The organism is Pantoea sp. YR525 (genome assembly GCF_900116775.1).
In the GTDB taxonomy this organism is placed as follows: Bacteria; Pseudomonadota; Gammaproteobacteria; order Enterobacterales; family Enterobacteriaceae; genus Pantoea; species Pantoea symbiotica.
This window is the reverse complement of the sequence record NZ_FPBU01000002.1, coordinates 225458-239179: the sequence shown is the minus strand read 5'-3', so window position 1 is coordinate 239179 and position 13722 is coordinate 225458. Positions and strand designations below refer to the sequence as shown.

14 protein-coding genes and 2 tRNA genes are annotated in these 13722 nt (G+C 53.5%); 7 read left to right on the top strand and 9 right to left on the bottom strand.

Translation table 11 applies throughout. The annotated features are described in order from the left end of the window. Positions 1-13: 13 nt before the first annotated feature. Positions 14-1012, bottom strand: a complete 999-nt coding sequence (gapA, locus tag BM323_RS04605; RefSeq protein WP_007889697.1) for a glyceraldehyde-3-phosphate dehydrogenase — start codon at positions 1010-1012, stop codon at positions 14-16. Between the two features lie 338 nt (positions 1013-1350). On the opposite strand from gapA, the gene msrB reads away from it, so the two are divergent. Both msrB and BM323_RS04595 read left to right on the top strand, forming a co-directional pair. Continuing rightward, the gene (gene msrB, locus BM323_RS04600) at positions 1351-1761 is read left to right on the top strand and encodes a peptide-methionine (R)-S-oxide reductase MsrB (RefSeq protein ID WP_008110360.1); all 411 of its coding nucleotides are present in this window, start codon (positions 1351-1353) and stop codon (positions 1759-1761) included. A gap of 2 nt (positions 1762-1763) precedes the next feature. Continuing rightward, on the top strand, positions 1764-2045 hold the full coding sequence (locus BM323_RS04595; RefSeq protein WP_008110357.1) for a YeaC family protein: 282 nt from the start codon (positions 1764-1766) through the stop codon (positions 2043-2045). A 36-nt stretch (positions 2046-2081) separates the two neighbouring features. On the opposite strand, the gene pncA is transcribed toward BM323_RS04595, so the two are convergent. From pncA to sppA, 3 genes are all read right to left on the bottom strand, one after another. Further along, positions 2082-2690: a bifunctional nicotinamidase/pyrazinamidase gene (gene pncA / locus BM323_RS04590; RefSeq protein ID WP_008110355.1), complete on the bottom strand. Its 609-nt coding sequence runs from the start codon at positions 2688-2690 to the stop codon at positions 2082-2084. Positions 2691-2705: 15 nt separating this feature from the next. Beyond that, positions 2706-3719 carry an asparaginase gene (ansA, locus tag BM323_RS04585; protein WP_008110353.1) on the bottom strand — a complete coding sequence of 338 codons (1014 nt, stop codon included), beginning with the start codon at positions 3717-3719 and terminating at the stop codon, positions 2706-2708. An 85-nt stretch (positions 3720-3804) separates the two neighbouring features. Continuing rightward, complete coding sequence (gene sppA, locus BM323_RS04580; protein ID WP_008110351.1) at positions 3805-5664, bottom strand: signal peptide peptidase SppA; 1860 nt, start codon at positions 5662-5664, stop codon at positions 3805-3807. 169 nt (positions 5665-5833) lie between these two features. Here sppA and BM323_RS04575 point away from each other — a divergent pair, with 169 nt between their 5' ends. From BM323_RS04575 to BM323_RS04560, 4 genes are all read left to right on the top strand, one after another. Beyond that, positions 5834-6385 carry an NAD(P)H nitroreductase gene (locus BM323_RS04575; RefSeq protein WP_008110349.1) on the top strand — a complete coding sequence of 184 codons (552 nt, stop codon included), beginning with the start codon at positions 5834-5836 and terminating at the stop codon, positions 6383-6385. Positions 6386-6538: 153 nt separating this feature from the next. Beyond that, on the top strand, positions 6539-7582 hold the full coding sequence (selD, locus tag BM323_RS04570) for a selenide, water dikinase SelD (protein WP_008110347.1): 1044 nt from the start codon (positions 6539-6541) through the stop codon (positions 7580-7582). Between the two features lie 21 nt (positions 7583-7603). Continuing rightward, positions 7604-9526: a DNA topoisomerase III gene (locus tag BM323_RS04565; RefSeq protein ID WP_091003300.1), complete on the top strand. Its 1923-nt coding sequence runs from the start codon at positions 7604-7606 to the stop codon at positions 9524-9526. Next, positions 9526-9822 (top strand): YnjH family protein, encoded by a 297-nt coding sequence (locus BM323_RS04560; protein WP_008110345.1) that lies wholly within the window; start codon positions 9526-9528, stop codon positions 9820-9822. The genes BM323_RS04565 and BM323_RS04560 overlap by 1 nt, the downstream gene beginning before the upstream one ends. 32 nt (positions 9823-9854) lie before the next feature. On the opposite strand, the gene xthA is transcribed toward BM323_RS04560, so the two are convergent. The 5 genes from xthA to BM323_RS04530 all read right to left on the bottom strand — a co-directional run bounded on the left by xthA (position 9855) and on the right by BM323_RS04530 (position 12619). Further along, entirely contained in the window at positions 9855-10661 is an 807-nt protein-coding gene (gene xthA / locus BM323_RS04555) for an exodeoxyribonuclease III (protein ID WP_008110344.1), read from the bottom strand. 115 nt (positions 10662-10776) lie between these two features. Further along, a tRNA-Tyr gene (locus BM323_RS04550) sits at positions 10777-10861 on the bottom strand. Between the two features lie 42 nt (positions 10862-10903). After that, positions 10904-10988, bottom strand: a tRNA-Tyr gene (locus BM323_RS04545). Positions 10989-11132: 144 nt separating this feature from the next. Continuing rightward, a complete protein-coding gene (gene purU / locus BM323_RS04540; RefSeq protein WP_036648946.1) occupies positions 11133-11981 on the bottom strand; it encodes a formyltetrahydrofolate deformylase in 849 nt (282 codons plus the stop codon). 182 nt (positions 11982-12163) lie between these two features. Further along, a complete protein-coding gene (locus tag BM323_RS04530) occupies positions 12164-12619 on the bottom strand; it encodes a YchJ family metal-binding protein (RefSeq protein WP_036648929.1) in 456 nt (151 codons plus the stop codon). A gap of 96 nt (positions 12620-12715) precedes the next feature. Between BM323_RS04530 and rssA the strand changes: the two genes are divergently transcribed. After that, positions 12716-13621: a patatin-like phospholipase RssA gene (rssA, locus tag BM323_RS04525; RefSeq protein WP_008106599.1), complete on the top strand. Its 906-nt coding sequence runs from the start codon at positions 12716-12718 to the stop codon at positions 13619-13621. Positions 13622-13722: the final 101 nt, after the last annotated feature.

Sequence of the window (13722 nt, the reverse complement as noted above, 5' to 3'; positions counted from 1 at the left end):
TTAGCCGGTTAGCTTATTTAGAAGCAACCAGAGCAATCAGATCCAGAACTTTGTGTGAGTAACCAGTTTCGTTATCGTACCAGGAAACCAGTTTCACGAAGTTGTCGTTCAGAGCGATACCTGCTTTAGCATCGAACACTGAAGTCAGGGTTTCGCCGTTGAAGTCGGTAGAAACCACGTCGTCTTCGATGTAGCCCAGAACGCCTTTCATTTTGCCTTCTGACTCAGCTTTAATCACTGCACAAATTTCTTTGTAGGTCGCTGGTTTTTCCAGACGAACAGTCAGGTCAACAACAGACACGTTTGGAGTAGGAACACGGAACGCCATACCGGTCAGTTTACCGTTCAGCTCTGGCAGAACAACGCCAACTGCTTTAGCTGCACCGGTAGAAGATGGGATGATGTTCTGCGCTGCGCCACGACCGCCGCGCCAGTCTTTGTGAGACGGGCCATCAACGGTTTTCTGGGTTGCGGTAGTTGCGTGCACGGTGGTCATCAGACCTTCAACGATACCGAAGTTATCGTTGATAACTTTAGCCAGTGGAGCCAGGCAGTTAGTGGTGCAAGACGCGTTAGAAACGATGTCCTGGCCAGCATATTTGTCAAAGTTAGCGCCACGTACGAACATTGGGGTGCTGTCTTTAGAAGGACCAGTCAGAACCACTTTCTTCGCGCCAGCGGTGATGTGTTTACGTGCAGTTTCGTCGGTCAGGAAGATACCGGTCGCTTCAGCAACAACGTCAACACCCACTTCGTCCCACTTCAGGTTAGCCGGGTCTTTCTCAGCGGTAACACGGATTTTCTTACCGTTAACAATCAGTGCACCGTCTTTCACTTCTACAGTGCCGTCAAAACGACCGTGAGTAGAGTCATACTTCAGCATGTATGCCATGTAATCGGCGTCGAGCAGATCGTTGATCGCGACGATTTCGATGTCAGAACGCTGCTGCGCAGCACGGAAAACGATGCGACCGATACGGCCAAAACCGTTAATACCTACTTTGATAGTCATATATTCCACCAGCTATTTGTTAGTGAATAAAAGGTTGGCTGTAAAATTACAAAAACCTTACCAGGCGTCAAGCGGAATCGTGTCAATTGTTGCGACAGGTCAATTCCAACACCAGGAATAATTCGTTGCGCAATCGCTTACGCAGCACCCTTATTGCGCGCCTATGTTACGCCGAATGCGGGCTGAAAAGGGATGACTTTTGCAAAGGGTGATCGCCATCACAAAATCGTACTGTGGAAGAGATGTCGGATGCGTTAGCACGAAAAAAGACCCGATAGATGTTGTACGTTTGTTAGAATACTAGTCGATTTTTTCAGAATGACACTCCGGAACTCAAAATGGCTAAAGACACCGCACCCGACGCAAAAATTGCGCAGCTTTCCGAAATGCAGCGCTATGTCACTCAGCATCGTGGAACGGAGCCCCCTTTCTCGGGCGCCTTGCTGCACAATAAGCAGGAAGGGATTTACCACTGCTTAGTTTGTAACTCGCCGCTGTTTCTCTCCGAAACCAAATATGATTCAGGCTGTGGCTGGCCAAGTTTCTATCAGCCTTTTAGTGACGAAGCTATCCGCTATCTGGAAGATGATTCACACGGCATGCATCGGGTTGAGATTCGTTGTGGCAACTGTGACGCGCATTTGGGGCATGTGTTCCCGGATGGCCCACAGCCAAGCGGCGAGCGCTATTGCGTGAACTCCGCTTCGCTAAACTTCACTGATGAGCAGGGCAATCAGCAAGAGGGCTAAGCATGAAACAGGAACTGGAAGCAATGCTGGAGGCGATGACGCCGGAAGTCTACGAACGACTCTCCACGGCGGTTGAAATCGGCAAATGGCCGGATGGCGTTGCGCTAACGCCGGAGCAGAAAGAGAATTGCCTGCAGCTGGTGATGTTGTGGCAGGCTCGCCACAATGACGAACCGCAACATATGACCATCAGCAAAGGTGGCGATATGGTGATGAAATCGAAGAAACAACTGAAAGAAGAGTTCGGCATTGAGCCCGATGTCACACGCATCAACCTGCACTAAAAAGCCAAAGGGCTGGTTCTCACCAGCCCTTTATTTTCAGATTAATACCGCACCTTGTGCTGCCATCTGCTCGAAAGCAATTTCACTGTCATCCGGATTCAGGTTTACGCCACGGCAGCCTTCTTTAACCACCTCCACGTTGTAACCCAACTCCAGCGCATCCAGCACGCTGTATTTGACGCAGTAATCGGTGGCAATACCCAACATCACCAAATCGCTGATGCCGCGCTCGCGCAGCCAGCTATCGAGCTCTGTCTTGCGGCGATGGCCGTTATCAAAGAAGGCGCTGTAGCTATCCACCTCAACATCGCCGCCTTTATGGAACACGGCATCAATCAGAGAGCGATCGAGATCGGGGTGGAAATCCGCCCCGACAGAGTTCTCAATACCGTGATCCGGCCACCAGATTTGCGCTAAACCGTTTAATTCGCCCAGCGTGTAAACCGGCTCGCCGGAGATTGAGGCGAAGCTGCCGTGATTGGCTGGATGCCAGTCTTGCAATGCCACCACACATTCGCCCCGATCGTGAAACTCACGCGCAAATCGATTGGCGACGGCAACCGTTTGGTCACCATCATGCACCGCCATTGGGCCGCCGGGGCAAAAATCGTTCTGAATATCGATAATTATCAATGCCCGCTTCATTGGTTTCGCTCCGTATCAATCTTCGGTCAGTTCGCCGCGTAAATTCTGCTGCATTTTGGCACGAATTTCCGCGCTGGTAAGGTTCTGACTCAATAAAAAATGCAGTTTGGTTAATGTCGCTTCAACGGTGAGATCAAAACCGCTGATTACGCCCGCATGCTCCAGCGCATTGCCGGTGGCATAGCCGCCCATATTCACTTTACCGGACATACACTGCGTTAGATTCACCACCACAATGCCGCGATCGCTGGCCTGTTGCAGTTCTGACAGGAACTCGGCGTTTTGCGGCGCGTTGCCCACACCGTAGGAACGCAGGATCAAGGCTTTCACCGGCTGGCGCAGGAAGTTACCCACCACGTCGGCAGAGATCCCCGGATAAATCGTCACCACGCCAATCGGCTGCGGCGTAATCGGATGCACAATCAGCTCGCCATGACCTTGCGGTGCGGGCGGCGTATTCAACCGGCGGATATGAATGCCTGCTTCCAGCAATGGCGCCAGGTTGGGCGACGCGAAAGCATTAAAGCCGTCAGCATGTGCTTTAGTGGTGCGGTTGCCGCGAAACAGCGTGTTGTTGAAAAACAGGGCAACTTCGTTAATTGGATAATTGGCCGCCACGTACAGCGAGTTCAGCAAGTTTTGCTGACCATCAGAACGCAATTCTGCCAGGGGAATTTGCGAGCCGGTGACAATCACCGGCTTGGCGAGGTTCTCCAGCATAAAGGAGAGCGCCGAAGCGGTGAAGGCCATGGTGTCGGTACCATGCAAAATCACAAAGCCATCGTAGCGATCGTAGTTTTGCTTAATATCGTTCGCAATCGATTGCCAATCCTGCGGCGTCATATCCGAGGAATCCATCAGCGGCTGATATTCATGGATAGTAAAAGCCGGCATTTCAGGCCGATGGAATTCGGGCATGTTTGCCAGCTGCTGCTGCAGATGACCCGAGACCGGAATGTAGCCCTGCGCAGAGCGCTGCATCCCGATGGTGCCGCCGGTGTAGGCTACGTAGATATTTTTCTTTTGCATGAAGGAACTCAGACTTGCCGTAAAACGCGCAGTATAAGGGGATTGCGAACGAAAAGCAGCCCGACCAGCGGCCGGGCTGTAAAGATTAGCGTACGTTGCCGCAGTTCAGGCAGAAAGCGTAGCGATTTTGCGGATCGTTAAGGTTATTCAGTAAGCCAGGTTGCTGCTTCATTGCGCTCATCACGTCCAGCATTGGCGCAGGCAGCCAGACTTTCAGCGCAGCCGGCAACACCGCCTGAACCGACGCGTTCATCTGATTCAGCAGCAGATCGATCATGCCCGGATCATCCTGATACCAGCTCAACTCCGGCTTGACGACTTTCGCCAGCTCAGCGGCTTTCGCCACGGCATCATCAAAGTCACCCAACGCATCGACCAAACCATTGGCTTTTGCATCGCTACCGGTCCAGACGTGACCCTGCGCAATCGCATTGATTTCGTCTGGCGTTTTGTGACGTGAGGTCGCCACTAAACCAACGAAGTTACGATAGCCGTTCTCAATAGTCAGCTGCATCAGCTGCTGCACTTCGGTTGGCAGCGCTTTGGTGGTAGCCACGTCCGCCAGCGGCGAGGTAGCCACGCCGTCGGTATGCACACCTACTGAACTCAGGCTGTTTTCAACGGTGTTAATCACGCCAAAGATACCGATTGAACCGGTCAGCGTGCTGGGGGCCGCGACAATGTAATCAGCAGGCGTTGAAATCCAGTAGCCACCGGATGCTGCCATGCCGCCCATCGAAACCACTACTGGTTTACCCGCATCGTGAGCTGCCGCTAGCTCTTCACGGATCGCTTCCGACGCAGTGACGCTGCCGCCTGGGCTGTTGACACGCAATAGAATGGCTTTGATTTTCGGATCCAGACGCGCATCGCGAATTTGCGACGCCGTGGTATCACCACCGACATTTCCGGCGCTCTCTTCACCATCCATAATCGCCCCGCTGGCGAGGATCACCGCAATATTGCCATCCTGACTCTGCGGCGGCTGTTTAACGGTATAGTCGTAGATACTGACGCTACGGTAATCGTTATTTGCCTTATCCCAGCCGAAGGTTTTCACCAGTTCCTGATCGGCGGCTGCACGTGTATCCAGTGCATCCACCAATTTATTGTTCAGTGCATATTTCGCCGTATCGCCTTGCACCGCTTGCAGGCCGCTAATGATGCCGGCTGCGCCTGGGAACAGCTGTTCTGGGGTGATCTGACGATTAGCCGCCACGGTATTCAGGTAGTTTTGCCACAACTGGCCAATCCAGCGTCCGTCGGCGTCGCGCGCTTCCGGTGACATATCGTCACGCAGGAATGGCTCAACCGCAGATTTGTAAGTGCCTACGCGGAACACATGCGAGTTCACTTTCAACTTATCCAGTAAAGACTTGTAGTACAGACCATTGGTGGCGAAGCCGTGCAGGTCAACCGTGCCCTGCGGTGAGAGATACACTTTGTTGGCATAGCTGGCGATGTAGTATTGCGCCTGGCTGTAGCTGTCGCCGACCGCGTAAATAGGTTTGCCGGCGTCACGGAATTCGCGCAACGCTTTACCCACATATTGCAGCGAAGGTTGATCGCCACCAGCAAAGTCACGCAGTTCCAGCACGATGCCAGTGATGTTTTTATCGGTTTTGGCCTGGCGTATCGCGTCAACGACGTCAAACAGGGAATTCTCCTGCAGGCGATCGCTATTGGCGCCTAACAGTTGGCGGCTGATACGACTCAAACGATTGCTGACGGAAGGTTTGTCGACCAGCACACCGCTCAGATCGATTTTCAGCGCGCCTTGCTGCACAGGTTCACTGCTATTGGAACTGGAAACCTGCAGCCAAATCCCGACGCCCGCCAGGATCAACACAATAAGAAATAAATTAAGAATAAATTCCCGAATAAAATTCAGTACCCGCCAGGTCCAGCGGAACAGGCCGGAAATAATTCGCCACAAAGTGCGCATAAACTCTCCATATTCACGTAGCAGGGCAGCCAGCACGCGGTCTGCCCCGATGTCGGGTTCATCCTAAAGAGCGGCGTGCGAAAAGTCAGCAGGAAATCGCGCCAGACTGTTACAAAAGATCGCGCTGTGCCAGGATTAGCCCACGCTTTTTATTCACGGGAGAAGAATAATGGATGCATTGGATTTATTAGTTAATCGCCGCTCGGCGTCACGTCTGGCAGAACCGGCTCCGGCGGGGGAAGCGTTGCAAAATATTCTGCACGCCGCGATGCGCGCACCCGATCACGGCACATTACAGCCCTGGCGTTTCATTATTGTCGAAAATGAAGGGCGCGAGCGTTTTGCTAACTTGCTGGAACAAGCCGCGCGAGACAGCAACCTTGAGCAGAAGGCGATCGACAAAGCAGCTTCCGCGCCTTTTCGCGCGCCGATGATCATCACTGTGGTGGCGCATTGTGAAGAGCACGCCAAAGTGCCGCATTGGGAACAGCTGGCGTCTGCAAGCTGTGCCGTGATGGCGATGCAGATGGCCGCCGTGGCGCAAGGCTTCAACGGCATCTGGCGTAGCGGACCCTGGACCGATCATCCGTCCGTGCGAGAAGCCTTCGGCTGCCGCGAACAGGATGCGATTGTCGGTTTCCTCTATCTCGGCACGCCGCAGTTGAAAGCTAACACCACTGTGGTGGCACCGGACACCGCGCATTTTGTCAGTTATTTCTGACAGACAAAGGCGGCGATTTACGGCAGGTTAGGCGCCGTTGCAGAGATTGCACAAAGCCTGTGCGAAAGATCGAGGTTAGGTCGTGCAACACTTACTCCCAACTGACAGCCAGGCTAACATAGCGCTTTCTGTTCATCGCATAAGGAAGTCGCCATGAGTGAACCTCTTCGTTTAACGCAATACAGCCACGGTGCGGGTTGCGGGTGCAAAATTTCGCCGCAGGTTTTGGAAACCATTCTGCGCAGTGAGCTCAGCCCGTTTCACGATCCGCAACTGCTGGTGGGCAATGAAACGCGTGATGACGCCGCTGTATACGATCTCGGGAACGGTACTGCGGTGGTAAGCACTACCGATTTCTTTATGCCGATCGTTGACGATCCTTTCACTTTTGGTCGTATCGCCGCCACTAACGCCATCAGCGATATTTATGCCATGGGCGGGAAACCGATCATGGCGATCGCTATTTTAGGCTGGCCGGTGAATGTATTGAGTCCTGAAGTAGCCCAGCAGGTGGTCGAAGGCGGGCGTGCTGCTTGTCAGGCGGCAGGAATCGCCCTGGCGGGCGGGCACTCGATTGATGCACCAGAGCCGATCTTCGGTCTGGCCGTGACCGGTATTGTCGAAGTGGCGCGTGTGAAAAAGAACAGCGCGGCGCAGGCCGGCTGTCAGCTCTTCCTCACCAAACCGTTAGGCATTGGCATTCTCACCACCGCCGAGAAAAAAGGCCTGCTGCGACCTGAACATCAGTCGCTGGCCGCCGATGTGATGTGCCAGCTGAATAAAGCCGGTGCGGAATTCGCCAAACTGGCGGGCGTAAGCGCGATGACCGATGTCACCGGTTTTGGCTTACTTGGTCATTTGAGTGAAATCTGTCACGGTTCCGGATTACGTGCTGAAGTGATTGCGTCGCAGGTGCCGCGCCTGGCGGGCGTCGATGACTATATCGCTGCGGGAGCGGTGCCTGGCGGTACCAGCCGCAACTTTGCCAGTTATGGTGAGCAGGTTTCCCCACTTGATGACGCCACCCGCGCGCTGCTGTGCGATCCACAAACCTCCGGCGGCTTGCTGGTGGCGGTTCAACCCAGCACTATTGATGCATTCCAGCGCTGTGCCTCTGCTGCTGGCGTACAAGCAACGTCGATTGGCGAACTGTTTGCCGCCGAAGCCGATCGTCCACTGATTACCGTAGTTACCTGACGTTAAGGAACGACGCCATCCATGCGTTTGTTTATTGCCGAAAAACCCAGCTTAGCGCGTGCGATTGCCGACGTGTTGCCGAAACCGCATCGACGCGGAGACGGCTATATTGCCTGCGGTAATGACCAGGTTGTGACCTGGTGTGTTGGGCACCTGCTTGAACAGGCGCAACCCGACAGTTACGACAGCCGCTATGCGCGCTGGAATCTGGCTGATTTACCGATTATTCCGGAAAAATGGCGCTTGCAGCCGCGTCCTTCGGTGGCGAAGCAGTTAAAAGTGATTGAAGGCTTGCTGCAACAAGCCAGCGCGGTGGTGCATGCGGGTGACCCCGATCGTGAAGGTCAACTGCTGGTGGATGAGGTGCTGGATTACCTGCAACTCGCGCCAGAGAAACGCAAAACAGTGCAGCGCTGTTTGATTAACGATCTCAATCCCTCGGCGGTTGAACGCGCGGTCGGCCGTTTGCGTGAGAACCGCGAATTTATTCCGCTGTGCGTGTCCGCATTAGCGCGTGCGCGCGCTGACTGGCTGTATGGCATCAATATGACGCGCGCTTTTACCTTGCTGGGGCGTAATGCGGGTTACGATGGCGTGCTGTCGGTTGGCCGCGTACAGACGCCGGTGCTGGGTCTGGTGGTGCGTCGCGATGAAGAGATCGAAAACTTTATCCCGAAGGACTATTTCGAGGTTAAAGCACACATCGTCACGCCAAAAGAGGAGCGTTTTGTCGCGACATGGGTGCCAAGCGACGCTTGCGAGCCATGGCAGGATGAAGAGGGGCGATTGCTGCATCGTCCGTTGGCGGATCACGTGCTTGAGCGCATTAACGGTAAGCCCGCGCTGGTCACCGGCTATAACGACAAACGCGAGTCGGATACCGCGCCGCTGCCATTCTCGCTTTCTGGCCTGCAGATAGAAGCCGGCAAACGCTTTGGCCTCAGCGCGCAGAACGTACTCGATTGCTGTCAGCGGTTGTACGAAACCCACAAGCTGATCACCTATCCGCGTTCCGACAGCCGCTATCTGCCCGATGAACACTTTGCCGGACGCCATGCGGTATTGAATGCCATTCAGGCGCATCAGCCCAATCTGACGCCGCCAGCAGATTTCAATCCCGATCAGAAGAACCGCTGTTGGGACGATAAAAAGGTCGATGCGCACCACGCCATCATTCCCACCGCGCGTGCCAGTAAGGTCAATCTGACCGAAAATGAAGCCAATATTTACGGTCTGATTGCGCGCCAATATCTGATGCAGTTTTGCCCGGATGCGGTGTTCCGCAAATGCGTGATTGACCTCGATATCGGCGGCGGTAAATTTGTCGCCAAAGCGCGCTTTCTAGCCGAAGCCGGCTGGCGTGCGCTGCTCGGCAGCAAAGAGCGTGACGAGGAGAACGACGGTACGCCGCTGCCGGTGGTCGCCAAAGGCGATGAGCTGCTGTGCGAGCGTGGCGAAGTGCTGGCGAAGCAGACGCAGCCGCCGCGTCCGTTTACCGATGCGACACTGTTGTCTGCGATGACGGGCATCGCCCGCTTTGTGCAGGATAAAGAATTAAAGAAAGTGCTGCGTGCAACCGATGGTTTAGGTACGGAAGCGACGCGTGCAGGCATTATCGAATTGCTGTTCCGCCGCACTTTTCTGGTGAAAAAAGGCCGCTATATTCATTCGACGGATGCGGGCAGGGCGTTGATCCATGCGCTGCCAGAAATGGCCGCCCGGCCGGATATGACGGCGCAATGGGAATCAACGCTGACCCGCATCAGTGAGAAATCTTGTCGCTATGATGAGTTTATGCAGCCGCTGGTCAGCACCTTGATTGGGCTGATTGGTGAAGCACGCCAGCGACCGTCGTTACAGGCCTTTCGCGGATTGACTGCGCCTGGGCACAAAAAGAGAGCCAAACCAAAAACGGCTCGTCGCAAAACCAAGGAGACAGAGTGATGCGTTATGCAATGATGTTGCTGGGCGGATTATTGTTATGCAGCACCTCGGCGCTGGCCAACCGCCAGCCGGAAAATAATCGTACGGGTAATACCGATGTGGTGGTGGATCTGCCACCCGAAGTCTGGACGCAAGGGCAAAATAATCGTCAGAGCAACTGCATGCAGTGCTGTACCTATGAGAATCGCAGTTATTCTGAAGGTGCGGTGGTTAAAGCAGAAGGCGTGTTATTGCAGTGCGGCAGGGATGAGAAGGTATTAGGCACCAATCCGCTTATCTGGAAAATCATCAAATAAAAGCGCGTGGCGTATGACGCCACGCTGCTTCATTACAGCTTAAACGTTGACCAAACTGGGGCGTGATCCGACGGTTTTTCCATGCTGCGGATATCGTAATCAATGCCACTCTCAATACAGCGCGAGGCGAGCGGCTGGCTCGCCAGCAGCAGATCGATGCGCAGACCGCGATTGTCGTCAAAGCCTTTCGAGCGGTAATCAAACCATGAGAAACGATCGTTGGTTTCCGGGAACTTATCGCGCCAGGTGTCAACCAAACCCCACTGCAGCAAGCGATCCATCCACTCACGCTCTTCAGGCAGGAACGAGCACTTGCCGGTGCGCAGCCAGCGTTTACGATTATCTTCACCAATGCCGATGTCAAAATCAGTGCTGCTGATGTTCATGTCACCCATGATCAACACCGGTTTATCCACGGCCAACTGCTGCTCAAGATAGCTTTGCAGATCGCGATAAAACTTCTCTTTCGCCGGGAACTTGGTGGGATGGTCGCGGCTTTCACCCTGCGGGAAATAACCGTTGATAACGGTGATATCGCCAATTGGACTCGGGATTTCCGCCATGATTATACGGCGCTGAGCATCTTCATCATCGCCGGGAAAACCGCGTGAGACGTTGACTGGCTCAGCTTTGGTCAGCAGTGCGACGCCGTAATGACCTTTCTGCCCGTGATAAAACACGTGATAACCGAGTTTGCTGACGTCTTCGAGCGGGAACATATCGTCATGCACTTTGGTTTCCTGCAAGCCGATGACATCAGGTTGATGCTGTTCAACCAGCGCGGCTAATTGATGAGGACGCGCACGCAAGCCGTTGATGTTGAAAGAGACAAATTTCATTTCGCTGCCATTTTTATCCGCAAAAGTATGGCGCGATGGTAACGAGTTTTTGGGCAAAAGTCATGGTGATAAGCGGGAGAAAACAGCGATTAAAGCAGAAGGGGAAAACATGTGATGGTGGTGGGAGAAGGATTCGAACCTTCGAAGTCTGTGACGGCAGATTTACAGTCTGCTCCCTTTGGCCGCTCGGGAATCCCACCGGGGATATTACGTATTGTGGCTTCAAGCAGAGACGATTCAGATGGTGGTGGGAGAAGGATTCGAACCTTCGAAGTCTGTGACGGCAGATTTACAGTCTGCTCCCTTTGGCCGCTCGGGAATCCCACCACTGGCCTGAATCATTGCGTCTTAAAGCGGGGCGCATCATAACAAATGCGCTCAGCCTGTAAAGCGCCGTCACTGAAAATAAAAACTGTTTGCCCACTTTTTACGCGTGGCGCTGAAAGGTTGTGCAGTTCAGCGCCGAAGTGGTTAAAGAATGATCGTGCGGTTGCCGTAAACGAACACGCGCTGGCCTAACACTTTATACAGCGCGCGGCTCAACACATTCTTCTCAACGTCTCGTCCTGCACGCATCATCTCTTCTGCGGTGTAGCTGTGGTCGACGTTGATCACGTCCTGCATGATGATTGGGCCTTCATCGAGGTTATCGTTCACGTAGTGCGCGGTAGCGCCAATGATTTTTACGCCACGCTCATAAGCCTGATGATAAGGACGCGCGCCAATGAACGCTGGCAAGAAGGAGTGATGGATATTGATGATTTGGTTTGGATAACGTTGCACGAAGGCGGGCGTCAACACGCGCATATATTTCGCCAGTACCACGTAATCAGGCTGATAACGGTCAATTTCGTCCGCCATGCGGTTATCGTGCTCTTCACGCGTGTGGCCTTCGTGGCTCACCAACACAAACGGAATATCGAAACGTTCCACCAATGAACGCAGCGTTTCATGGTTACCGATGACTGCAGCAATCTCCATATCCAGACCGCCAAATGCGCTTTTCATCAGCAGATCGCCAAGGCAATGCGCCTCTTTGGTCACCAGAATCACCACACGACGACGACCGGCACTTTGCAGTTCACGCACAGAACCGACTGGCAGCGCGCTATCAAGATCGGCCAGCAAGGTGTTGTCGTTGAAAATGCCTTCCAGCTCGGTGCGCATGAAAAAGCGCCCGGTACGGTGATCAACAAACTCATTGTTCTGCACAATATTGAGTTCGTGCTTGTAGCAAATGTTGGTGATCTTGGCGATCAAACCTTTCGCATCAGGGCAAATGGTTCGTAAAACTTTTCGTTGGATGGTTTGCGCTTGCATCTCGATCAGAGTCCTGTCAAAGCGATGAATGGTAAAGCCGTTGTGAATACCCGTCATACTTTGCGCTGCAGCTGCGTTGGCTGCGCATGCTCACCCCAGTCACTTACTTTTGTAAGCTCCTGGGAATTCACATACTTGCCGCCTTGCTGCAACTCAAATTATTTAGGGTCTATCTGTCCAGATTAACCACAACATTTTTTGTATTTTTTATCGGCGCCACAAGGACAGCGATCGTTACGTCCCAACTCAGGCGTTGTTCCGTCGACATAGTACCAGCGTTGATCCTCGCGAAGAAAGCGCGAACATTCATAGATGGCTGAAGTGCGGCCTTTTTCGAGGTAACGCGCAAAAAACGTCACGAAGGCTTCATTCTCGTGGCTTCCATGATTACAACGAGTTACATTCAAGCCCAGCCATTCAGTACCGCTAAAACTTTCGGATAATAACGTCTCAAGGTCAGCCACGCGTTTACTGGAGTGCCAGGTTTTTGCCAGCCACGCGGCATCTTTCACGACGTAGGCGGTATAGCGTGAGCGCATCAATTGCTCCGCGCTGGACGGGTTCGTTTGGCCATTCAGAAAGGGTTGGCAACATAGGCTATACTCCTTTCCGCTGCAGCAAGGGCACTTTTCAGACACGTCATCTCCTGGAAGTGATTAAAGTAAATTAAAGCGTGCGCTATGGTAGCCGACTGTCAGGCGTGATGCTACGTACCATGCCAATCATGAGGTGAGATGAGAAAAGTCAGAATCGGGCTGGCACTAGGTTCAGGTGCTGCCAAAGGTTGGTCGCATATCGGCGTGATCAATGCGCTGGAACGCGCGGGGATTGAAATCGATGTGGTGGCGGGATGTTCTGTTGGCGCGTTGGTCGGCTCGGCTTACGTGAATGGACGGCTGGGCGTGATGGAAAAATGGGTGAGCGCATTCCGTTACTGGGACGTCATCCGACTGATGGATCTCTCGTGGCAGCGCGGCGGTCTCCTGCGCGGCGATCGGGTGTTCAGTCATATCCGCCAGCTGATTCCTAACGATCTGATCGATGAGTGCGACAAGCCGTTTGGCGTGGTGGCAACCAATCTGAGTACCGGACGTGAAGTGTGGTTAACCGAGGGCGATTTGCATCAAGCTGTGCGTGCGTCCTGTAGTATGCCAGGCTTATTACCACCCATCGCTTACAATGGGTATTGGTTGGTGGATGGTGCGGTGGTGAATCCTGTACCGATCTCATTAACCCGCGCATTAGGTGCTGACATCGTTATCGCTGTGGATTTACAGCATGACGCGCACCTGATGCAGCAAGATCTATTGTCAGTCACGCCGCAAAGCGGTGAAGAGGCGGCGGCAGTTGAAGCGCTGAGCTGGGGGAAAAAACTGCGTCAACGCCTGATTGGCCTGACGCAACGCCGTGCTAATCAAACGCCGGGTGCGATGGAGATTATGTCGACATCCATCCAGGTTCTGGAAAATCGCCTGAAACGTAACCGCATGGCGGGCGATCCGCCGGATGTGCTGATTCAGCCGTTTTGTCCACAAATTTCCACACTGGACTTCCATCGTGCAGAAGAAGCCATCGCGGCTGGCAAGGCCGCCGTTGAGAAAAAAATGGATGAACTATTACCGCTGGTCCGTGGCAGATAGTCAGGTTGTTCATTCACAGGTGTTGCTACTTCAGCCAATTCTGAAAGGCGCAACTGCATTTTATGAACCACTATTGAATTATCTGGTACGCAGGGGGAGAG